This window comes from Pedobacter sp. SG908 (assembly GCF_011759615.1).
Taxonomy (GTDB): Bacteria; Bacteroidota; Bacteroidia; order Sphingobacteriales; family Sphingobacteriaceae; genus Pedobacter; species Pedobacter riviphilus.
In genome coordinates, this window is record NZ_JAAOYY010000001.1 from 552,017 (window position 1) to 575,613 (window position 23,597).

At 38.0% G+C, this 23,597-nt stretch carries 21 protein-coding genes; 14 read left to right on the forward strand and 7 right to left on the reverse strand.

Annotated elements, in window-relative coordinates:
- The first annotated feature begins 116 nt into the window (after window positions 1-116).
- From ftsZ to FHT21_RS02125, 6 genes are all read left to right on the forward strand, one after another.
- Window positions 117-1,748 (forward strand): cell division protein FtsZ, encoded by a 1,632-nt coding sequence (gene ftsZ / locus FHT21_RS02100; RefSeq protein ID WP_167293140.1) that lies wholly within the window; start codon window positions 117-119, stop codon window positions 1,746-1,748.
- Window positions 1,749-1,914: 166 nt separating this feature from the next.
- Entirely contained in the window at window positions 1,915-3,156 is a 1,242-nt protein-coding gene (locus FHT21_RS02105) for an aminotransferase class I/II-fold pyridoxal phosphate-dependent enzyme (protein WP_086545008.1), read from the forward strand.
- A gap of 262 nt (window positions 3,157-3,418) precedes the next feature.
- Window positions 3,419-3,595 carry a hypothetical protein gene (locus FHT21_RS02110; protein ID WP_029278061.1) on the forward strand — a complete coding sequence of 59 codons (177 nt, stop codon included), beginning with the start codon at window positions 3,419-3,421 and terminating at the stop codon, window positions 3,593-3,595.
- A gap of 314 nt (window positions 3,596-3,909) precedes the next feature.
- A complete protein-coding gene (locus tag FHT21_RS02115; protein ID WP_167293141.1) occupies window positions 3,910-4,893 on the forward strand; it encodes a helix-turn-helix domain-containing protein in 984 nt (327 codons plus the stop codon).
- A gap of 185 nt (window positions 4,894-5,078) precedes the next feature.
- Window positions 5,079-5,561: a GNAT family N-acetyltransferase gene (locus FHT21_RS02120; protein WP_167293142.1), complete on the forward strand. Its 483-nt coding sequence runs from the start codon at window positions 5,079-5,081 to the stop codon at window positions 5,559-5,561.
- A 232-nt stretch (window positions 5,562-5,793) separates the two neighbouring features.
- Complete coding sequence (locus tag FHT21_RS02125; protein ID WP_167293143.1) at window positions 5,794-7,311, forward strand: serine hydrolase; 1,518 nt, start codon at window positions 5,794-5,796, stop codon at window positions 7,309-7,311.
- A 128-nt stretch (window positions 7,312-7,439) separates the two neighbouring features.
- On the opposite strand, the gene FHT21_RS02130 is transcribed toward FHT21_RS02125, so the two are convergent.
- From FHT21_RS02130 to FHT21_RS02150, 5 genes are all read right to left on the reverse strand, one after another.
- Window positions 7,440-7,730, reverse strand: coding sequence for a hypothetical protein (locus FHT21_RS02130; protein ID WP_167293144.1), 291 nt, complete (start codon window positions 7,728-7,730; stop codon window positions 7,440-7,442).
- Between the two features lie 223 nt (window positions 7,731-7,953).
- A complete protein-coding gene (gene dapA, locus FHT21_RS02135; protein ID WP_167293145.1) occupies window positions 7,954-8,841 on the reverse strand; it encodes a 4-hydroxy-tetrahydrodipicolinate synthase in 888 nt (295 codons plus the stop codon).
- Between the two features lie 90 nt (window positions 8,842-8,931).
- Window positions 8,932-10,944, reverse strand: a complete 2,013-nt coding sequence (gene ligA / locus FHT21_RS02140; RefSeq protein WP_167293146.1) for an NAD-dependent DNA ligase LigA — start codon at window positions 10,942-10,944, stop codon at window positions 8,932-8,934.
- Window positions 10,945-10,974: 30 nt separating this feature from the next.
- On the reverse strand, window positions 10,975-12,474 hold the full coding sequence (locus FHT21_RS02145; protein ID WP_167293147.1) for a hypothetical protein: 1,500 nt from the start codon (window positions 12,472-12,474) through the stop codon (window positions 10,975-10,977).
- Window positions 12,475-12,511: 37 nt separating this feature from the next.
- Entirely contained in the window at window positions 12,512-13,186 is a 675-nt protein-coding gene (locus FHT21_RS02150) for an ACP phosphodiesterase (protein WP_167293148.1), read from the reverse strand.
- 172 nt (window positions 13,187-13,358) lie between these two features.
- Here FHT21_RS02150 and tyrS point away from each other — a divergent pair, with 172 nt between their 5' ends.
- A complete protein-coding gene (tyrS, locus tag FHT21_RS02155; RefSeq protein ID WP_167293149.1) occupies window positions 13,359-14,645 on the forward strand; it encodes a tyrosine--tRNA ligase in 1,287 nt (428 codons plus the stop codon).
- 14 nt (window positions 14,646-14,659) lie between these two features.
- Window positions 14,660-15,115 (forward strand): DUF4870 domain-containing protein, encoded by a 456-nt coding sequence (locus tag FHT21_RS02160; RefSeq protein ID WP_167293150.1) that lies wholly within the window; start codon window positions 14,660-14,662, stop codon window positions 15,113-15,115.
- A 54-nt stretch (window positions 15,116-15,169) separates the two neighbouring features.
- On the opposite strand, the gene FHT21_RS02165 is transcribed toward FHT21_RS02160, so the two are convergent.
- Window positions 15,170-17,530 (reverse strand): outer membrane beta-barrel family protein, encoded by a 2,361-nt coding sequence (locus tag FHT21_RS02165; protein WP_167293151.1) that lies wholly within the window; start codon window positions 17,528-17,530, stop codon window positions 15,170-15,172.
- Between the two features lie 202 nt (window positions 17,531-17,732).
- Between FHT21_RS02165 and FHT21_RS02170 the strand changes: the two genes are divergently transcribed.
- Window positions 17,733-18,848, forward strand: a complete 1,116-nt coding sequence (locus FHT21_RS02170; RefSeq protein ID WP_208398855.1) for a histidine kinase — start codon at window positions 17,733-17,735, stop codon at window positions 18,846-18,848.
- Complete coding sequence (locus FHT21_RS02175; protein ID WP_167293152.1) at window positions 18,823-19,536, forward strand: LytTR family DNA-binding domain-containing protein; 714 nt, start codon at window positions 18,823-18,825, stop codon at window positions 19,534-19,536. Before FHT21_RS02170 ends, FHT21_RS02175 begins: the two co-directional genes overlap by 26 nt.
- A gap of 366 nt (window positions 19,537-19,902) precedes the next feature.
- Here FHT21_RS02175 and FHT21_RS02180 read toward each other — a convergent pair whose 3' ends face one another.
- The gene (locus tag FHT21_RS02180) at window positions 19,903-21,105 is read right to left on the reverse strand and encodes a GTP-binding protein (RefSeq protein ID WP_208398856.1); all 1,203 of its coding nucleotides are present in this window, start codon (window positions 21,103-21,105) and stop codon (window positions 19,903-19,905) included.
- An 86-nt stretch (window positions 21,106-21,191) separates the two neighbouring features.
- On the opposite strand from FHT21_RS02180, the gene FHT21_RS02185 reads away from it, so the two are divergent.
- From FHT21_RS02185 to FHT21_RS02200, 4 genes are read left to right on the forward strand one after another with little or no spacing between them, the layout of a single operon-like run.
- Window positions 21,192-21,584, forward strand: a complete 393-nt coding sequence (locus FHT21_RS02185; RefSeq protein ID WP_167293153.1) for a MerC domain-containing protein — start codon at window positions 21,192-21,194, stop codon at window positions 21,582-21,584.
- 12 nt (window positions 21,585-21,596) lie between these two features.
- Entirely contained in the window at window positions 21,597-21,755 is a 159-nt protein-coding gene (locus FHT21_RS02190; protein ID WP_167293154.1) for a hypothetical protein, read from the forward strand.
- On the forward strand, window positions 21,748-22,374 hold the full coding sequence (locus FHT21_RS02195; RefSeq protein ID WP_167293155.1) for an ATP-binding cassette domain-containing protein: 627 nt from the start codon (window positions 21,748-21,750) through the stop codon (window positions 22,372-22,374). Before FHT21_RS02190 ends, FHT21_RS02195 begins: the two co-directional genes overlap by 8 nt.
- The gene (locus tag FHT21_RS02200; RefSeq protein ID WP_167293156.1) at window positions 22,374-23,588 is read left to right on the forward strand and encodes an FtsX-like permease family protein; all 1,215 of its coding nucleotides are present in this window, start codon (window positions 22,374-22,376) and stop codon (window positions 23,586-23,588) included. The genes FHT21_RS02195 and FHT21_RS02200 overlap by 1 nt, the downstream gene beginning before the upstream one ends.
- The last annotated feature ends 9 nt before the right edge of the window (window positions 23,589-23,597 follow it).

A 23,597-nucleotide genomic window follows, 5' to 3' on the forward strand; every position in this document is an offset into this window, starting at 1 on the left:
AAAGATGAGTTTTCCACATTATTAACAGTTGTGGAAAACGTCTGTTGAAAAAGTGTTAATATTACATTGAGTAATGAACAGAATTTAAAATTTTTAAACAACTGATTCATAAAGATATGCAGTTCGAAATGTTAAAAGATAAGTCTTCAATCATCAAGGTAATTGGTGTTGGAGGCGGTGGCGGCAACGCAGTGAACCATATGTACCTGTCTGGTATTACTGGTGTGGATTTTATTATTTGTAATACAGATGCCCAGGCTTTGGAATCTAGCCCGATACCTAACAAGGTACAATTAGGGGCTAGTTTAACCGAAGGAATGGGGGCTGGTTCTATCCCTGAGGTTGGTAAAAACTCAGCTATAGAGAATATAGATGATATTAAGGCAATGTTAGGTAGTACAACCAAAATGCTTTTTATTACAGCAGGAATGGGTGGTGGTACTGGAACAGGCGCTTCTCCAATCATTGCGAAAGCAGCTAAAGAACTTGATATTTTAACTGTAGCCATCATTACTACACCATTTTCTTTCGAAGGAAAAAGACGTAGACTGCAGGCCGACGAGGGAATGGAAGAGTTGAAAAAATATGTAGATTCTTACCTGGTTATCTCTAACGATCGCCTGCGCGAAATCTTCGGAAACCTAACCCTGGGTTCTGCCTTCGGTCAGGCCGACGATATTTTAACGACGGCTGCAAAAGGTATTGCAGAGATCATTACCGTTCCGGGTTATATCAACGTGGATTTTAAGGATGTGCGTACCGTAATGAAAGATAGCGGTGTAGCCATTATGGGTAGTTTCGCCGCTGAGGGGGATGACCGTGCATTGCAGGCTGTTGAAGGTGCTTTAGCTTCTCCATTGTTAAAAGATAATGAAATCGAAGGTGCCCGTTATATTTTATTGAACATCAGCTCAGGTTTGCGTGAGGTAACCATGGATGAGGTTTCGATCATTACCGATTATATTCAGGAGAAAGCTGGTTTGTCAGCTGATCTAATATGGGGTAACTGTACGGACGAATCTTTAAGTGATAAGCTTTCTGTAACCATTATTGCAACCGGTTTTCAAACATCAGAAGAACGTGTAAACGAAGAAAAAAATAAAAAGAAAATATCACTTTTAACACCTGAAGAAGCACCGCTAGTTCGTCCCGTTGAACCTGTAAACTCTTTCATTCAACCTAAAACAACGCCATCTTACGAGCCTGTTTTAAAAACTAAGGAAGAAGTTTCGCAAGCAGATCTTTTTGGTGGTATGTTCAATAAATCTGAACCTCAAAAAGTTCAGGAGCCAGAAAATAACGTGGTTCGCCATACTTTAATTGAAGAAGAGCCTCAGGTGGAAGAAGCAAAGGAAACCGGATTTGAATTCGAAGTTAAATTAGCAGAAACTAATTTTGTGTTCGAAACACCAGTTGCCCAAATGCCGCCAATGCCTGAGCCTGAGCCAGAAATCGAAATGCCGGTTGTTGGTTTAGATGACGACAAAAGTGATGAATCGATGGAAGAGCAATTGAAAAAATCTAAAGAGCGTATCTTACGTTTAAAAGATTTAAGTATGAAATTGCGTACAACCAATGGTTTACAGGAATTAGAAAACGAACCTGCTTACAAACGCAAGCAAATGCAGTTGCAACAAGTTCAGCATTCTTCTGAATCGCAGGTAAGTAGATTTACGTTAAGCAATGATCAGGATGGTGGTACAGAGATTAGACCTAACAATTCTTTCTTGCACGATAACGTTGATTAAAACGAACCAAATATAATTTTAAAGCCCCGTTGTAAAATCGGGGCTTTTTTGGCATAAAATTGGAGTATTAAAAAATCTTAATTAACACCTAAAAGATCATTAGGTTGATTTTAAGACGAATAAAGCTTAAATTCGCAAAATTTTATTATAAAAAACACATAATACATTGGATATATTTGATAAGATAGCAAAGCACATGGGACCTCTTGGCCAACACCAGAAATGGTCTCATGGGTATTTCTCGTTTCCAAAATTAGAGGGAGAAATTGCACCTCATATGCAGTTTCGCGGAAAAGAGCATTTGGTTTGGAGTTTAAACAACTACTTAGGCTTAGCCAATCACCCGGAAGTTAGAAAAGCAGATGAAGAAGCTGCTGCAAAATTCGGTATGGCTTATCCTATGGGTGCCCGTATGATGAGCGGTAACTCAAACTATCACGAACAGTTGGAGCAAGAACTTGCAGAATTTGTAGGTAAACCCGATGCATTTTTATTAAACTACGGCTATCAGGGCATGGTATCCATTATTGATACTTTGGTTGACAGAAATGATGTGGTGGTATATGATGCAGAATCGCATGCCTGTATTGTAGATGGATTACGTTTGCATATGGGTAAACGTTTTGTTTACAAACATAATGATATTGAAAGTGCCCGTAAGCAATTAGAACGTGCTACCAAATTGGTCGAAGAAACCGGAGGTGGAATTCTTTTAATTACTGAAGGTGTTTTCGGAATGAGTGGCGCTCAGGGCAAATTAAAGGAAATCGTTGATCTTAAAAAGGATTTCAATTTCCGTATTTTGGTTGATGATGCGCATGGTTTCGGTACTATGGGGAAAACTGGTGCTGGCACACACGAAGCGCAAGACTGTATTGAAGGAATTGATGTTTACTTTGGAACCTTTGCCAAATCAATGGCAGGTATTGGTGCCTTTGTTGCTTCAACAGAACAAATTACCAATTTCTTAAGGTATAACATGCGTTCTCAGACTTTTGCTAAGGCATTACCTATGCCAATGGTAATCGGTTTATTAAAACGCTTAGAATTGCTAAAAAGCAAACCTGAATTGAAAGATAAACTTTGGGAAATTGCAATGACCCTTCAAAAAGGATTACGCGAACGCGGATTCGATTTAGGTGTTACCGATTCTGTAGTTACTCCGGTTTTCTTAAAAGGTGAACTTTCAGATGCCACTGCAATTACTTACGATTTACGCGAAAATTATAGCATCTTTTGCTCAATCGTAGTTTATCCTGTAATTCCAAAAGGTATGATCGAACTCCGTTTAATTCCTACAGCCGTACACACGCTAGAAGATGTACAACGTACTTTAGATGCTTTTAGCGAAGTTGCTGAAAAATTAGAAAACGGATATTATAAAGAGAATCTTTTCGCTACCGTTTAAGATCTATAAAAATTTTTACAGAGCCCTTTAAATACGTTTAAAGGGCTTTTTTATGAGGCTTATTTTTGCAAAAAGCTGTATTTCAGCTACTTTTGTGTATTTTTTTTAAGGTGATATGTTTATAAATGGATAGAATGTGGAAAAAAATGGCATAGAAGGCTGTTTTTTATTGTTCTAAAAATTTTTTTATTTCATCAAACCCTTTAAATTAGAGTAGATAATTAAAAACTAAAACCTTAAAGAACCATAGGAGTAATTAAAAATGAAAAAATTCGAAGAAGTAAAGAGTTTAGTGGCAGCTTTGGAAGCTGATGCAGACAAATTTTATAACAAAGGTAACAGCGCAGCTGGAACCCGTATACGTAAAGGTATGCAGGATTTGAAAAACTTAGCTCAGGCCATCCGTTTGGAGGTTCAGGAAACCAAAAACAAAGCTTAAACGATCAAAATATGAATATTGAAAAGCCTCAGAAATTTTCTGAGGCTTTTTTGTATACTATATTTTCTCTTGTTGTTATTATTTATCACTAAATGCCATCTTTACTGTAAAATATATAAGACAAATTAGCCTTCATTGCATAAGTTTTCTTAGCTTTCTTTTTATTTACTCCAAGTAGTCTTTTAGATTACAAACATTAAGCGGAAATTTTGATTTTAAGATATATTGCAAGCTTTGTGTTAAGGCAAAGTAAGTAGAATACTGAAGTGCGCCAATCATTTGGTATGAAGTGATAACATTATTAACAGTATAAGGTGTCAAAACATTTGCAATACAATAAAGCAGACAGTAAAGATGTGGAGTATGTGCTAAGCATACTGAGTAGGGTGTATCCTGTAGATATTAAATTGAAAAAAGAATTTGAGCAACATCTCTTAAGGCTCAGGATTAAAAAAGACCAGATATTGTTCAATGAGAATGAAGTATGCGAATACATCTACTTCATTGTTAAGGGAGCTTTAATGGGTTGCACTACCCATAATAAACAAAAAATAACCACCTATATCTCAGTTGAAAATGATTTTGTAAGTTCTATATCCGGTCTTCATGGATCGGGTTATTCCCAGGAATATGTGGTAGCTGTAGAAGATACGGATCTGCTGGCCATCCATAATAATGAACTCAATCGTCTTTTTGCGCACCACTTCGATCTCAATTATATCTTTAGGGTTATTTTGGAGAAATATTATAAAGATGCCCAGCAAAGAGCGCACATTATCCGTGTGGGGAATGCAAAGGAGAGATATCTGTATTTTGCTAAAACCAACCCGGGATATTTAGACCGACTGCCCCTAGCGCTCGTAGCTTCACTGTTGAATGTTAAAGCATCAACACTATTATCCATCAAGAAAAATTTTTCGAAACCCAAAGAGCAGAGCAGAGATCTGGCAGAATGTGGGCAGAAATTAGAGCTCTATGTTAACAAACACCAGCTGTTCAGGCAAAAGGATATTAGGCTCCATTCTCTCGCCCAAAGGATCGGCATAAGCAGCCATGAACTTTCTGTGGTATTAAACAACTATTTCAATAAAAGCTTTATTGATTATATTAATCAGTATCGTGTAAATTGGATTAAAGGAAGCATCCAGAATCGTGATATCATGCAGAACTTTACGCTAGAGGCACTCGCCTACAGCGCAGGTTTTTCTTCACGGAGTGCTTTTTATAGCTCCTTTAAAAAATTAGTAGGAATGAGTCCGATCGAATATTCTAAAACCCTAAATCAGGAAAAACTTTAATTTAACGTTTCTGTTACGGAAAGGCACTCTTAAGGTATTTTTTATTCTATAGTTGTGTTGATTTATAATTCAGGACAAACTTGCTTCTGTATTATGCACTATAAGGTGCATGTTTGACTAATTTCGTAAAACAAACATAAATAATAGGTTTCATAGGCTGATATTGGCCAAAATTGATTAAGACTATGATAAAAATCATGCGATCTGCTGATTGGGAAGAGATTAGGACTATCTATCAAGAGGGAATTGAGACAGGTACTGCGAGTTTTAGGACACCTGATATTTCTTGGGAAGACTGGGATTCTTCACACCTTAAAGCTTGTAGGTTTGTGGCCTGGAAAAATAAAGAAATTATAGGCTGGTGTGCGCTTTTGCCAGTATCGGCAAATTATGATATCGGTAGGGTAGGTGAGATAGAAGTGTATGTTAAACATGGTTATAAAGGCCAGGGGATAGGTTCTTTATTGTTAGATGCCTTGGTTAAAGAAAGTGAAAATAAAGGCATTTGGATGCTTCAGGCTGGGATATTTTTGCAAAATTCGGCCATATTGAAGATTCATGAAAAAGCAGGCTTCAGGGTAGTGGGCTATCGCGAAAAAATAGGGAAGTCAAAAGGTGTTTGGCAGGATAACCTGCTGATGGAAAGAAGAAATAAATTGATTGCTTAGCAAAGATCTTTAAACCAAGAGGGTGTACAAAAAGACATCCTCTTTTTCGTTATATCAAAGTTGAAGTTTTCGGATGCTGATAAAACATTAGGCCATTTTATCATTTTGAGTATTATTTTCCCATAACCTGTTGATCTTCATTTTTAAAAGATACGAAAGGTTTTAACAATCGTTTTTTAGGTACTTTCACTACGATTTCTCTTAAGTTGTTGCTATCATAGCCAGTCTGAAAATGGCATTTACTTTTTGGCATCTCGCGAACATTGTAACAAATCCGCTTTTTTTTAATCGAATTTACATCTATTTTGATAAAGACTTGATGTACCCTATGCGTAAAATATCCATCCTTAAACTTAGCCTTTGCATCACATTGTTCGGTGTAAATCTCGGATATGCACAGCACAAAAGACAATCTTATGAGTCCATCGCCGTAAAAGTACAGATGAATTTTAACGCGAACCAGCCAGATCAAATATATTTCCTTACATCACCAGGATTTCAGAAGAAGATGACCAGCGAGCAATTTACCATTGGTATGAGCAAGTTTCATGCTAAGGTGGGAGATTGGACAAGTTATGAATTTAAGGATGAAAATGAAACCGGAGTTGATTATTTGGCAGTATTTGAAAACTCCCGCCAGATATTTTCGCTTAAAATTGATGAGCAAGGCAAAATCAGTAGGTTAAATTTTGCAACTGTTCCTGTAGTGATTGCTGAAAAATCTTCACGGGCAGCCAGCAATAATCTGCTTAAAGACTCCTTGGATCTCTGGGTAGAGCGAGTGGTGAGACCTTATATACAAAAAGGGAATACCTGCGGCCTAGAGCTAGCATTTATCCATAACGGACAAGTACGTAAATACAGTTACGGTTCAGTTAAAAAAACAGTAGATCAATTACCCGACGCGGCAAACACTATATTTGAGATTGGCTCGGTGACAAAAACTTTCAATGCATTGCTTCTTGCCGAGGAAGTAGTATCTGGTAGGATGAAACTCACAGACCCAATTAATCTTTACCTGCCGGATTCGATACCAGAACTGAGTTTTCAAAGCAAACCGATCACTTTACAACATTTAGTTAACCATACTTCTGGTTTCCCCAGATTGCCTAGTAATATTTTTAAGGGCAAAATAGATCCAAAAGATCCGTACAAGCACTACTTATCTGATTCGCTCTACAGTTTTTTGAGACATTATAAGCCTGCTATAATGCCTGGAACAGTATTTTCCTACTCCAATTACGGTGCAGGTGTACTGGGCACTATACTGGAACGTAAGTATGGAAACAGCTTTGAGCAGTTGATTGTAAGCCGGATATGTGATCCCTTAGATATGAGAAATACCAGCGTTACACTAAACGACGCTAATCAAAAAAACTTTGCGCAAGGTTATAATGAAATCGGTGAAACAACCGTACCCTGGGAGCTGGCATCACTAAAGGGCTCGGGAGCAATTCGCTCCACATTGGATGATATGGTTAAATATACCTGTGCGCAAATGGAGATGAGAGGACCTTTGAAAAAGGCAATTGCATTAAGTCATCAGTCTACTTTTGAAGGGAGAAATCAAAGTATGGGGCTTGGTTGGAGAATTACTAAGAGTGGCCCGAACTCCTATTTGCATCATTCTGGCGGAACCGGCGGTTTCAGATCCTTCGTTGGTTTTGATGTAGAAAGAAAGATTGGGATAGTTATTCTATCAAATGCCGCGGAAGACGTTACGACAATTGGTGAAGGATTTTTAAGATAACGGTGCCCATTGCTATCGATAATGAGATTTTTAACTATGTTGGCTCACCAATTGGTTTGAATTTAAGCCTTGAATTATTATTAAGGCGCTGAAGGGGGGAGCTTTTCGGACACCCCCCTTTTAATAAATTATCGGATAAATTTATAATCGTCTAAGCGGTCTGATTTTACGAAGCGTGTGAGCTTACCCTGATAAAAATAAAAGAAAGTAAAAGGTTCTGGTTTTGGGATAAATGAGTTTGAGATCATGCGGTAAACATTTGTACCATCATCATTGGCCAACATCAATTCTGCAGAACGATTAGCCTTTTTAAAATCACTTTCAGGCATCCCAATTACAATTGAAGATTCAACATACGATCGGCTTTTGCAGCCCACGGCCATTACCGCCATTAAGGCAATTAGTACTAATTTTTTCATGTGTGTTTTATTTGTGTGTACAGCGGCTGTTTCAATAATGATGCCTTTAACATTCCTAAAACTTTTGCAGCATTCTGGTTTTTTGAACTTTGTTTTAAGGTGTTGATAGCCAGTTGATTTATTTGCGTAATTTTTTATTTGCGCACAAAAAAACAGATTGTCTTCATTTACTTTTCAGCAAAATCAAACAATCTGTTCTAAAAAATATTAATTGGGATAGCGCTTAAGCCACCTCGCTTAGTTTTTCTATCTCTGCTATAATTGATTTCTCTAAAGATGCAGATGCCTTAACCAATGGCAACCGTACTGTATCGCCACAAACACCTAAATGTTTTAATGCTGCCTTTATTCCTGCCGGATTGCCCTCAGCAAAAGCCAAACGTGTAAACTCTATTAAGCTTAAATGAGCAGGCAAGGCCGTTTTATAAGCGCCAGCTAAACAAAGTTTCACCATATCGGAAAACTGTTTCGGTAAAGCGTTTCCGATCACTGAAATAATGCCTGCAGCACCTAAAGCGATCATCGGCAAGGTAACCGGGTCATCACCTGAGATTAAAAGAAAATCTGCAGGTTTATCCCTCATAATCTGGTTAAACTGATCGAAACTTCCTGATGCTTCTTTAGTAGCAATGATGTTTTTAAAATCATGTGCCAGTCTGCAGGTTGTTTCCGGACTCATATTGCTTCCTGTACGACCTGGTACATTGTATAAAATCAAATCTAGAGGAGAAATTTCAGCCAAATACTTATAGTGCTGATAAATTCCTTCCTGAGTAGGTTTGTTGTAATAAGGACTAACAGATAAAATTGCGCTATACCCGGCTGCATCGAAAGATTTAATGTCTTCAGCCACAGCTAAAGTGTTATTGCCTCCAATTCCGGCAACTAATGGTAATCTATTGTTGTTGATTTCAGCAGTATAGGCCCACACCTTCTTCTTCTCGTCCTTGGTCATTGTAGCGGTTTCGCCGGTTGTACCTAAAGAAACGAGGTAATCTATCCCTCCCTCTATCAAATGATTAATCAGGTTTTTTAAGCCATTATAATCAACTGATCCATCTGTGTTGAAAGGCGTAACTAATGCTACACCAGTACCCTGAAATTTGTTCATTTTAATTTATAATTATTGAATTTTGAATTAGTGAATGATAGAGTATCTGCTACATTCTATCATTCACTAATTCAATCACTCTCTCTCATTTTATTTTATCATCTCTAAAAGTTCGGCATCGCTGATGATCGGAACATTTAGCTTATTCGCTTTTTCCAGTTTCGATGGGCCCATATTATCGCCTGCTACCAGGTAATTCAATTTGCCCGAAATACCGCTCAGCATCTTGCCTCCATTGGCCTCAATCATATCTTTTAGCTCATCACGACTAAAATTTTCAAAAACGCCCGAAATTACGAATGTTTTTCCAATAAGCCTATCACTATCAAGCGTAATTACTTTTTCTTCAATTTCAAACTGTAATCCGGCTAATTTTAATAATTCTACCTGCTGTAAATGCTCAGATTTTCCAAAATACTCAACAATACTCTCTGCAATCCGCTGACCGATTTCATCAATGGTGATTAATTCCTCTACGGTAGCCTTAGAAAGGTTGTCGATATTCTTTACGCCAGCAGCAGTTTTTTTTGCAACTGTTTCGCCAACATATCGGATACCCAAGCCAAAAAGCACTTTCTCGAAGGGCATTTCCTTCGACTTTTCAATTCCGGTGAGCATGTTCTCGATCGATCGTTCTCCGAAACGGTCTAAGGTTTTCAGTTGATCCGATTTTTGATGCAGGGTATATAAATCACTGATGTGCCTTACAAGGCCATGTTTGTAAAAGGTTTCGATGGTTTCATCACCGAGCCCATCAATGTTCATCGCTTTCCGCGAAATAAAGTGCTGAATTTTACCTACAATCTGCGGCGGACAACCTTCATCATTAGGGCAGTAGTGTACCGCTTCACCCTCTTTTCTGATCAGTTCGGTTCCACATTCAGGACAATGATGAAGATAATGCACTTTGATGGCTCCCTGCAACCGTTTCTCAAGATTTACTTTAATGATTTTCGGGATAATCTCACCACCTTTTTCAACATAAACGGTATCACCTTCATGTAAATCTAAACGATCTATCTCGTTTGCATTGTGCAGAGTGGCACGTTTAACGGTAGTGCCGGCCAATAATACAGGTTTTAAATTGGCAACTGGCGTAACTGCACCTGTTCTGCCTACCTGATAGGTTACTTTTTCCAAAACAGTTTCAACCTCTGCTGCTTTGTATTTATATGAAATGGCCCAACGCGGAGATTTGGAGGTGAAACCCAATTCTTGTTGTTGTGCATAACTATTTACTTTGATTACAATGCCATCAATATCGTAACTTAGTTTAAAACGTTCGTTTTCCCAATGATGGATAAATTCCAGCACAGCATCGATGTTAGAAACTAGTCGGTTATGCTCGCAAACATGGAAACCCCAATCTTTTACGGCATTTAAACTTTCCCAATGGGTTTTGAATTCATTTTTATCGGTGTACAAGAAATAAATAAAACCATCTAAGGGCCGTTTAGCTACTTCCTTGCTGTCTTGCATTTTTATGGTGCCCGATGCAAAGTTTCGGGGATTTGCATAGGGGATTTCACCAAGTTCTTCGCGGGCAGCATTTAGTCGTAAAAAAGCAGCTTTATGCATAAAAATCTCCCCACGGATTTCGAAATGTTCAGGGGCAATGGTCGATTTGATTTGGTGAGGGATGGTATGGATGGTTTTGACATTGTTAGTTACATCATCACCTTTTGCGCCATCACCACGGGTAACTGCCCTTAAAAGTTTGCCATTTTCGTAAGTAAGACTGATGGAGAGACCATCAAATTTTAACTCACAAACATATTCGAAATTGTCGCCAATAGCTTTACGGATGCGTTCATCAAAATCACGGAGATCTTGTTCGTTATAGGTATTCCCCAACGATAACATGGGGTATTTATGGTTTACGGTAACAAAATTTTTGGTGATATCGCCACCAACCCGCTGCGTAGGCGAATTCGGATCGGCAAAATCAGGATTTGCTTTTTCGAGCTCGGTCAGGCGCTTTAATTTTTTATCAAACTCATAATCACCAATGGTAGGCATAGCCAGCACATAATAATTGTAATTGTGCTGGTTTAATTCGGCCACCAGGGCATCCATTTCTTCTTTTATTGCAGTTAGCGACATAAGACAAATATAGAAAAAGGAGCAGAGTGATTAATATTTTAGTTGTAAAAGCTGTAAATCTACCTTCTTGCTAAAAATGCCCATACGCTCTACGAATGGAATAACAAAGCTATTATTTAGCCAGCTGATCGATTCTGTGTTGGCATAATAAGAACTTTTGATATCATCTTTCGGAATCATATTGATCTTGTTTATTGTGCCCGATCCGAGATCCATTTCTGCATACATGGTGGCAACAGAACCACCATCTGACTGGTTGGCGAGGATACGAAGCGTATTTTCTGTTTGGTTAAATGATACATCCGAGCCTTCTCCCATACTACGGCTTAAGTAAGCACGGGGTAAAAATTGGTGATAAAGCGGTTTCATCTGGGTATCATATCCATTCATCAGTACTGAGCCTTCTGATGTAAACGAACCATGGCTACTGGAAACGCTGTATTTTGGAGAAATAGTAACAAGAAGTGTATTGTTGTATTCTGAAATATGCCTAATATTCATGTCTTTAGCGTCAGAGAAATGTAGGTCGTCGAATTTCTTATTGGCAGGCACAAAAGATTTCTGTAATTCTTTAATATGGGCTTTATCAAATACTTCTTTGGTAGAGGTGAAGCTTCCGTTATTAAAATCGATTCTTGCAATCAAAGTAGAGCGCTCTTTATTCGCATTTTTGTAGAATATACCAATATAATTGATCAATGGTTTTTTACTGCTTGCAAAAGTAATTGACGAAATATCTTCCTGATTAAAAGCATCAACAGGAATACTCACTGTTTTGAGCGGACTTGGGCTGCTGCTTAAATAAATGGCCACATTACACTTTCCTTTCGAAGCATCTACAGTACTAATGATGAAGCTCCCATCATCACCACAAGATGCCTTCCAGGTATCTCCATCTGGCATGTCAGGCTCCATTTTTTGAATTTGTTCTAGCTTATCATTAAAATCGATTACAGTATAACTTTGAGATTCGTTAAAGTCTTTGTCCATTTTAAGTGCGGTGAAAAAGCCCACCACTGGTAAGCCTATATGTACTTTACGCTTTAATGCTGTGAGTCTTGTCGCCATTTTAAAATAAGCGCCATTTTCCGAAAAAAAGAATTCTGGTGTTTCCACAAAATCCTTACTTCCATCATAAATTATTTTTTCAGAGATCAATTTGCCTGTTTTTTCTTCTAAAAGATAGGCTTTGAACTGATTGGAAAAACTTTTGAAATAACTGCGATCTGCGGCGGCAATAACCATAATGTTATTTTTGAATTTTCCAATTGCCATTGGAAAGCCCGAAAGCTCGGTAAGCCACTTTTGGCTTAACTTATCATCAATGGTAACTACAGCAAAATCAGCTTGGGGAACATCCACAATCATGGCAATGGCATTACCCGATAAATCTACCTTCGAGCCGTACCTACTATCGTAAGATGCTCTGATATTCCATGTTGGTTTTTTAATAACGTTAATCTGCTGTTGAGCAAAGGCATTAAACTGCAAAATGATTAGCAGTAAGGAGAACATTAGTTTAATTTTCATTTAGTTGTTTGGTTTTTCTCCAAATATATCAAAATAATTAAACCAGTTTTTTCTCGATCTCCCTAAAAATATCCATGTAATCTTTCTCTAAAACAGCTTTGAAAATACCCAATTCTAAGGTAAGCTGCAGCAGTTGTTTCTCGCTTAATGTTTCTGGCCACAAACGCATACAGATCCTGTTAAGGGCATAACTGATATTTTCGAGTTTCTGATAACTCAACAGGTATTTGCTGCTGATGAATTTCGTTAAAAATTCAAAAAATATTTCTGGATCTTTTAGCTTGCAGTGCTCCAGAAAATCGCTTAACGATTCTTTTTTTACCGCTTCGAGTTTATCATAAAAATGGTTTACCTGAATCAGGTTGTGCTCCACCAATAAATGATCTAACAATAACTCCAGGCCGATGTGGGCAAGAAAAGACGGACGAACCGCAGTATTTTCTACAATGGGCTTAATGAGCTGTTTAAGCTCGGTTGTTTTCTCCAGGAAGAAGTTTGAGGAGTGAAAAAGCAGGTCGACGGCTAAATGTCTTTTCCAGCCAAGCAGCAGATTTTCTTCATCTGGGTTTCCTTTAAACAGGAACTCATTCTTCTGGGGATATAAATTTGCCTCTTTTACAGCATTTTTAATCAGATCTGGCAAAACCGTTCCCATTACCACATGGGCATCATTATTTGCCCGGTCGAAATAATAATGGGATAAAAAGTTCATCTTGCAAGGTAATGTTTTCTGGTATGGTTGTAAAGAGCCAATAGTAAAATGTTGGTAAGGATAGAGAGGCTGCAAAGTGCAATTGCGATAACTCGTTTACAAAACCAACTAATTTGCTTTAAACTAAGCTAAAATTTTATCTTTGCACGCACATTATTAAAGTGTTTGTACAATGACGAATTTTGTTGAAGAGTTAAGATGGCGTGGCATGCTGCACGATATTATGCCGAATACTGAAGAAAAGTTAAACGAAGGTATGACTTCTGGTTATATCGGTTTCGATCCTACGGCAGATTCGTTACATGTTGGCCACTTAACGCAGATCATGACACTGATTCATTTTCAAAATGCCGGGCACAAACCATTTGCTTTGGTTGGCGGTGCTACAGGTATGGTGGGCGATCCATCTGGGAAATCTGATGAACGTAACCTTCAGACACCCGAGATGATTGAGCATAACCTGAAAGGGATGAAAAAGCAATTGGCTAAATTCTTAAAATTTGAAGAAGGCGGAAATGGCGCAGTAATGGTTAACAATGCCGATTGGTTTAAGGATATGAACCTTTTTACCTTTATCAGGGATGTAGGTAAACACATTACCGTAAACTACATGATGGCAAAGGATAGCGTAAAAAGACGTTTGGAAGGCGATTCTGGTCTATCTTTTACTGAGTTTTGTTACCAGTTGATTCAGGGTTACGATTTCTATCATTTATGGAAAAATGAAAACTGCCTGGTACAGATGGGCGGATCTGATCAATGGGGCAACATTGTTACTGGTACGGAGCTGATCAGAAGGAAAGATGCAGGTACAGCTTATGCCATTACGACGCAGTTGATTAAAAAGGCAGATGGAACCAAATTCGGTAAAACTGAGAGTGGTGCAGTTTGGCTGGATCCTGAGAAAACCTCACCATATAAATTCTACCAATTTTGGTTAAATGCTTCAGATGATGATGTGAAAAAATGGATCCGCATTTTTACCCTTAAAAATAAAGAAGAAATAGAAGCCTTGGAAAAGGAACATGATGCGGCACCGCATTTGCGTATCCTTCAAAAAGCTTTAGCTGAAGATATCACTATAAAAACCCATTCGGCAGAAGCTTTGGAAGCAGCCATTAAAACATCTGAGTTTTTATTCGGAAACGGATCTTTAGAATTTTTAAAAAGTTTGTCTGAAAATCAGGTGCTAGAAATGTTCGAGGGTATCCCACAGTTTAACATTTCGAAATCTGAATTAGCTGAGGGGATTGATGCAGCAACTTTGCTAGCAGAAAAGGCCACCGTTTTCCCCTCGAAAGGCGAAACCAAGAAACTGATACAGGGTGGAGGTGTTTCCATAAATAAAGAAAAAGTAGCTGATCCTATGCAGGTTTTCAATACTGAGCATCTGATCAACGATAAATTTGTCGTAGTACAAAAAGGCAGAAGAAACTATTTCCTTTTAATCGCTGAATAATATTTTCGAGCCCAATGAAATTAAAGGTAAAAGAATTATTCATTGGGCTCGAATTTAAAATAGAACGGAAAGTTGATCTTTCGCAAGAACTTTTATTAGAGCATATCAGTCATGAACTAAAAAAACTGGATTATGAGATTATAAAGCAATCTGCTGATATGATTAGGTTTGAAGACGGCTGGAACAATGTTCATAATACATATATCGGCTATCATTGGCATAGAATAGATAACGGAAGTTTTGAAATTGTAAAGACCAATGGTGAACAAAGCTTAAAATTCCTATTCTCGGTATCCATTTATGGAGTAATTTTAGCTGTTTTAGCGCTTTTTGGAATGAGCTGGGCTGTTGGTTATGAGGTTTTTCCTTTTGTCCTCATTTTTTTAGTGTTAAGCACTGTGAGAGGCATGGGGATCAAAAATAAAATGAACGAAATCTTTAACGCAGTTACCCGACCAGAAGTAAATTGATTATTTCTGTAAAAGAAATGATTTACATTTTTCATTAGATTCATGCTGTTAAATTTACTCCTGATCTGGCAAACGGTCCTTTTCATCTTTTTTGCGGTTAAAGCGGTAAACCAATGTTGCCGTGATTAATCTCCCAATCCCTTTAAAATTCGATTCTAAATAATACGTATCTGTTGTGGTAATCTGCTTATCTATAAATGAATCGAAAATGTTGTTTACTGCTAAGGTAACTGAAACTTTATCTTTAAACAGATCTTTACTAAGGGCGATATTAGCACGATACTGCGCTTTATTAACCGATTGGATATCGGTATTTTTGGCTCTATAGTTAAAACTGTACTCTATCGAAAAACTCTTCGGAAACTTCATTCGCGAGTTGATACGGGTAAACCAGGTATGGTCTTCAGATCCATACGCTTTATTTTCAAAGGAGCCTTGCTGCTTAAAAGCGTAATAGTTAAAATCCCACGATAATCGCCACCACGATAGCGGATTGTAAGTGGTCGAAATTTCCAGCCCATAACGGTCTTCGTAATCGAGATTAACTGGCGTATTCACAAAACCATTAACAGATTGCTTGAGTATAAATTCGAAATAATTAGTAGCATGTTTATAATAAAGTGATGGGTTGAAGGTGAGTTTTCCCCATCTTTGCAAGATGCCCAGTTCGAATGAGTTGGTGTACATCGGGTTAAGATCGGGATTGCCCACCGTTAAGTTTCTGGTATCTGATAAACCTGAAAACGGATTTAGCTGCCAGAACTGTGGGCGGTTTATCCTCCTGCTGTAACTTAACCTTAAGTCGGTATTTTTCTGCAGTTTGTAGGTGATATTGGCGGTGGGAAATAAATCGATATAATCTTTCGAGGCTGCGAAGCTACCTTGACGGTCTGAAACACCGATATCAGAAAGTTCGGCCCTTAGCCCAAGCAGATAGTTAAATTTTTTGAATTTGTTCTCGTACTGAAAATAGGCACCATAAATGTTCTCGTTGTATTTAAGCTTATTATCGTAAGCGGGAAGCAGTATATCATCTGCCTTGGCCCAATAATCACTTCTGATGGATCTGATATTTGCCCTTATCCCGGCTTCGAACTTCGAATCGCCAGAGAAAGTGCCTACAAAATCACTTTGAATAAATAGTGCATCGCTGCTTTCAATATCTCTTGATGTTAAACGGCTGGTGTTATTTAAGGGCGGGAAAGTTTTTTGTTGGGCGATGTCCTGGTTTTCATCATCATTCCAAAAAACATATTGTAAACTCGTATTCCATTTTTGATCCTTTTTATCAAAGGTTTTTACGTAATTCAGTTCGAGCTGATTGTATTTTTGCGGCTCTCTGTAATTCTCAAAACGGTTAATCGTGCTATCGAGCACATTGTTTTTATTGTAATAGTTGTAGCGGTAATTGGTGGTGTCTTTATTTACCAGTAAATCATGATAAAAGCTCCCGGTTAAGGTGTTTTTAGCGTTGATGTAATAATCCATTCCCAAATAAATATTATAAAGGTCATCGTTTCTTCCCTGTTCGTTATTTTGCCTTAGTATAGTCTGTACCCCATTATTTAAAACGCTTTGGTAGCGTTGCTCCGATCCATAAAGGTTCCGGTAGCGATAACCGATGTTGCTAAAGAGATTGATTTTTTCAGTTTTATAACTGAGGTTTAAATTACCGTTATAATTTGCCGGATCGCCAATACCTAATTGCACAGAACCATTAAAGCCACTTAGCATGTTCTTCTTTAATACGATATTAATAATACCTCCACCACCCTGTGCCTCATATCTTGATGATGGATTGGTAATTACCTCTACTTTTTCGATATTGCTGGCAGGTATCTGTTCTAAACCGTTGTTATTGGTTAGCATAGATGGCTTTCCATTAATTAATACCTGTACGCTTGCATTTCCACGCAGGCTTATGGCGCCATTGGCATCTACGTTTACAGAAGGTACATTATTTAAAATATCATTGGCAGAGCCTCCTTTTGAAATTAGATCTTTGCCTACGTTAAATACTTTTTTATCTAAGCTTAATTCTACCGTGGTTTTTTCTGCAGTTACATCAACCGATTTTAACAACTGAACGTCTTCTTTCAGGATAATGTCTCCAAGTTTAAAGCTCCGGGTTATTTCTCTGTTTTCGAGCAGTTGTGTTTTATAGGCAACAAATTCGATTTTAATGTGAAACCTGCCCGGTTGGGTGAAGAGCGTAAATTCGCCATTACTATCTGTAACTGTGCTTTTTAAATTTTTTTGATCAGCTACCGATAAAAGTTTAATACCCGCATTTTCGAGCGGTTTTAATGTTTTTTCATCTATAACCCTTCCGGTAAGTTTAACTTCGGTTTGCGCAAAGCTTTTTAGGGCCGATAATAAAAGGAGTAGGAAGCAAAATCGCTTAATCTGGTTCATGGTTTGTTTTAAATTTCCTGCAATATGGATATTAGCACAAAGTCAAAACCAGTTAGAAGCCGTATAGGTAAGCATGGCATTCAAAAAGAGGTATTTTGGACCTTAACCCATTTCATCACTCATTTTGATGTATCTATATGTGTTTTTGTTGCGTTCGTCGATAGTGCAAATTCAGATAGCTAAGAATTGTATATTTGTGTTGATGCCATTAATTGAGAGGATAGCCAAGTTCAGTTCCGCACATCGGTTTCTTAGCCATATTATTTTTTGGCTGGTTACCTCAATTGTATTTCTTAATCGCTATGATATTGATGAATACAATGATTTTCATAAAATCCTCATCCGGCATGCCTATTACATCTCTTTCACCATTATTGCTTCTTATTTTCTAACTTATTTAATTATTCCGCGGCTGATTACAGCTAAAACCTATTATGTGGTTGCCCTTTATTTCCTGGTAGGAAGTTATATTATCTGTGTTTGTTCAAGAATAGTGGTGGTGCATGTGTTGGAACCCTTTTTAAGAACACCACCTTTTGGCCAGGAGACTATTCTTGAAATTGCAACAGATGTACCTAAGCTTATTACCCACTATTTTCCCTTAACTTTTTCTGCAGCCTGGATTTTTGCCTTTATAAAATTAATTAAAGAACAATACGCGGTACAGCAACATAAACTTTCGTTAGAAAAGGAAAGGGCCGAAACAGAATTAAAGGCCTTAAAGGCACAGTTAAACCCGCACTTTCTTTTTAATACACTAAATAATATTTATTCGCTTTCCTTAGTTAATTCGCCTATCACCTCAAAATCAATTGCTGGTTTATCTGAAATACTAGACCATGTATTGTATCGATGCAATGGTACATACGTACCGTTATCAGCAGAAATTACGCTGATTAAAAATTATATAGAACTCGAAAAATTAAGGTATGGTGGTCGTTTAGAAGTGAATTTTACACATAAAATAGATCATGATGCCGTTATTGCCCCTCTAATTTTACTTTCATTGGTCGAAAATGCTTTTAAACATGGCGCGGGCGAAGATATCGGCGATCCTATCATTAATATAGATTTAAATCTGATTGATAATCGCTTCCGTTTTATGGTTTCAAATAGTTTTATGCCAGGGAAGAAGAAAGAAGAAAATAGAATCGGGATAAACAATATAACCAAACAGCTTCAGCTACTTTATCCTAAACAATACGATTTAAGCATTACTACTCATGATAATATCTTTGTAGTTTTACTGCACATAAACCTAAAAAACAGTACAGATAAAAAAGATAAGATTTATGAAAGTAAGGTGTCTTTTAGTTGATGATGAACCACTGGCTATTCAATTGATACAAAATCATATTAACCAGCTGGATACTTTTGAGGTTGTGGGTACCTGCTCAAACGCGATTAAAGCATTGGAGATGCTAAGGACCATACCGGTCGACCTGTTGTTCCTGGATATTAAAATGCCCCAGATTACCGGGATTGATTTTCTTAAAACCTTAAAAAAACCGCCTGCTGTAATTATTACAACGGCTTACCGCGAATATGCAATAGAAGGTTACGACCTTGATCTGATTGATTATTTGCTCAAACCCATTACTTTTGACCGTTTTTTTAAAGCTGTAGACCGTTATTTGAGATTAAGAAGCCCTATTATTAAACCTGAGGCAATCCCCGTAGCTACCCAGCAGTTTATTTATGTCAAAACAGGGGGGAAGTTTCACAATCTGAATAAGGATGAAGTATTGTATATTGAGAGTTTAAAAGATTATATTGTAATTCACTGTACCGATAGGAAGGTAACAGCCAAATACAAAATTGGTGAGCTGGAAACAGAACTTCAGAACAGCTCTTTTTTACGCATTCACCGCTCTTTTATAGTTAACCTGAAAAAGGTGACTGCTTTTACTGCTTACGATATTGAAATTGGTACAAAAGAATTACCAATAGGAGCGAGTTATAAAGAATATGTTTTTAAGAGACTGCAGTTAACCGCGTATAAATAATGCGAATTGCTTTTTGTGCAGTATTTCATCCTGAAATGAAAAAAGCCACTAAAGTGGCTTAAATGAGATGCTAATTTATAGACTCTAATTAAATACGTAAAACTTATTAAAACACTTATAACACTTGTATCTCTTAACTGAAATCCATGGCATAAGCGTTTTAAAGAGAAAACCCCTTGGCACCCGATAGGTTTCGAAATTTTTACACTTCGGGCATGATAAGCGGGTTTTAACTAAAGTTAATTCTTCTGAGGGTTCCATAATAAGCGTAAGTTTGGTTGGGTAAATCAAATTTACACAAAATAAAACCTAAGAATATCATCGAAAAACTACCATTTTGTTCATTTCATCGACTATTATTTCATTTTAAGGCAAAACGTGCTCAAAAGGGTTCTTAAAGGTGTTTTTTGTTTTATAATTTTTTACTTCTGTATCAGTTAACAGACAATATTCGAGTGATTTTTTTAGCGCATCGCTATTCATTTCCTGTCCAATAAAAACAAGCTCATTTTTACGGTCTCCAAAGTCATTATCCCAATCTGCATCAATTTCAGTTCTATTTTCAAGGTAGTCTACGTATTGTTCCCGTTCATGCGGTTGCATACTTGCCCACCAAACCCCTGCCGGATCGATACGTAGTGAACCGCCCGCTTGCGAGAAATTAATAGCCTGCTCAGGCATGGCAGCTAAATAGAAGATGCCTTTTGATCGGATAATATTCTGTGGAAATTCCTTATTGATGTAATGCCATAATCTTTCAGGGTGAAAAGGTTTTTTGGAACGGAATACCATTGAACTTATTCCATATTCTTCAGTTTCTGGCTGATGGATTTCTTCCAGTTCTTTTTTCCATCCGGCACCATCTGATGCTGATTCAAAATCGAATAGACCGGTATTTAAGAGTAAGACCGGATCTATTTCTCCAAAAAGTGTCTGATAAATTTTGGCAGTTGGGTTAAGTTTTGCAATTAACGTCTTAAGTACTTTAAGATCGGTATCGCTTACCAGGTCTGTTTTGTTCAATAAAATTACATTGGCAAATTCGATCTGGTCGGTAAGTAGATTTACTATAGTGCGTTTATCAGCTACATTATCAACCATGTGGCGGTCGGCCAGTTTATCTGCCGAACCAAAATCCCTGTAAAAATTATAAGCGTCTACAACAGTTACCATCGTATCTAACCGACTAAACCTGCTCAGATCAATGCCAGAGGCCTCATCAATAAAAGAAAATGTTTGGGCTACAGGGATGGGTTCAGATATTCCGGTGCTTTCAATCAGCAGGTAATCGAACCGATCTTCTTTTGCCAACCTTTCTACTTCAATCATCAGATCTTCACGCAGCGTACAGCAGATGCAGCCATTGCTCATTTCTACCAGCTTTTCATCAGTTTTAGATAAGGCATGTTGGCTTTTAACCATGGCAGCATCAATGTTTACCTCACTCATATCGTTTACAATAACGGCCACTTTTAAATCTTGCTTATTCTTTAATATGGCGTTGAGCAGCGTTGTTTTGCCGCTGCCTAAAAAACCGCTTAATACGGTTACCGGTAATTTCTTTATCATTTTAATGCAATTATGTTGCAAATATAATGTTGATTGCTTTAAATGCAACTAAATTGCTTTTATATTTGTCGACTAAATTTATTCTAATGAAACTACGGAGCTACAGAATCAACCTCGACCGGATAGGTATTACAGCCTCAACACTTTGTGCTATACATTGCGCCGCATTGCCATTTTTAATTACCGTTTTACCCTTGTGGGGGATGGGTTTTCTGGCCAATGAAGCGGTTGAGATTACCATGATAGCAGTTTCATTGATTGTAGGTATTTGGAGTTTAAGCACGGCATATCGCAAACAACACCGCCGTATGATACCAATCCTGGTACTTATTGCTGGCTTTGCATGCATTGCATTGGGGCATTTTTCGGGCATCGAACCATTGGAGCCCATCTTGATCCCAATTGGCGGCTTTACCATTGCTGTAGCCCATTATATCAATTTAAGAATGCTTAAATCTTGCCCATTGGGTCATCAATAGTCAACTATGTCAATGAACCATAAAATCTTATTTATCCCTGCATTGCTATTTATAATGATGTTAAGCCCTGCCTGTAAGCACGGTACAAATGATGGAATAGAACTGTACAGGCGTTATGCTATTAAAAATCTGATTGTTAAAAAAAAGCAAAAGGCAGCACATCATGATTAAAATCAGCTCATTAGCGCATGTTTATGATAAGGGGAGAAGCTTAAAATTTCCGTGCTGGGAAATCGCCGACATGGAGCAATGGCTTCTGCTAGGTGCATCAGGCAGTGGCAAGAGTACACTTCTTAATATTATTTCTGGTCTTTTAAAGCCAAGCCAAGGTGAAGTTTTAATTAACGGAACCGATTTATATACTTTGCCTGCAAGGGGCCGGGATAGGTTTAGGGGAAGGCATATCGGCATCATTTTTCAAAGGCCGCATCTTATTCGTTCTCTTGATGTGCTTGATAACTTAGAACTTGCTGCGGTAATGGCTGGTTTGCCTATAGATCATGAGCGAAACCTTTCGCTTTTAGCAGATCTGGGTATCGACGAGCTGGCTAAAAATTACCCCGATGAATTAAGTCAAGGGCAGTTGCAAAGGGTTTCGGTAGCACGTGCACTGGTAAACAAACCCGATCTGTTAATTGCAGATGAACCTACCTCTAGCTTAGATGATGAAAATGCCAATCAGGTAATCCATATGCTGACTACCCAGGCTAAAGATAATGGTGCTGCGCTGATTATTGCCACGCATGACGGAAGGGTCCGGGATCACATTACTAAAACCTACCTACTCTAATGAATATCTTTAAAATCAGTACCAAAAACCTCGTCAGGAATAAGCTCACAACAATTTTAAATATTATTTTGGTTGCCTTTGGTGTGGGCATCCTGTCTGTTCTCTTTTTGGCTTCTACACAGATTAGCAACAAACTGGAGAAAAATGCTAAGGATATCGATCTGGTTGTAGGTGCAAAAGGAAGCCCCTTACAGTTGATATTAAGCAGCATTTATCATATCGATTACCCAACAGGAAATATCCCAGCTAAGGATGCCTACAAATTAATGCAGAACCCGATGGTTAAAAGGGCCGTGCCATTGGCATTAGGCGATAATTACAACGGTTACCGGATTGTTGGTACCGATAGTACTTTCTCTAATCTTTATGGTTTATCCATTCAAAATGGCGGTTTTTGGCATAAAGATCTGGAAGTAACTTTGGGTAGCACAGTAGCTTTAACCACCAAGCTTAAGATTGGCGATTCTTTTTTCGGTGCACATGGCTTAACCGGGAATGGAGATGTGCATAAACAACATGCCTACCAGGTAAAAGGGATCTTAAAACCACAGGGAAACATCACTGATAATTTAATCCTCACTAATATTGGTAGTGTGTATAAAATGCATGAAGAGCAGCATGGCGAGGGCCATAGCCGCGCTCCTGTGGAAGAAGCCAAAGAAATTAATGATAAACAGATTACGGCCATACTGATCCAGTATAAATCGCCAATGTCGGTTATTCTTTTCCCACGGATGGTTAACCAGAGTACAAACATGCAGGCCGCATCTCCGGCCATGGAAAGTGCAAGGTTGTTTTCGCTCATTGGAGTTGGAATAGATACGCTACAATGGTTTGCCATATTTATTATGGGGATTGCCGCCCTGAGTATTTTTATCAGTCTTTACAACGCGATGAAAGAGCGGAAATACGATTTGGCCGTTATGCGTTGCCTGGGCGCATCAAAATTGAAATTGTTTTTTCTGGTCATGTTTGAAGGGGTTTTGGTTACGTTTATCGGTGCCTGTTTGGGTTTACTGATCGGCCATACTGCGCTTGAGGTAATCGGGATCTATCAGGAATCTTCGCAGGCAAAATTAACTGGGCTTACTGCAATTCCCCAAGAAGTCTATTTAATCTGGATCGGACTGTTTATAGGCACTTTGGCTTCACTTATCCCTGCTATGCAGATTTACAAAGTTGACATTGCCCAAACCTTAATCAAAGACAGATAACCTTAAAGG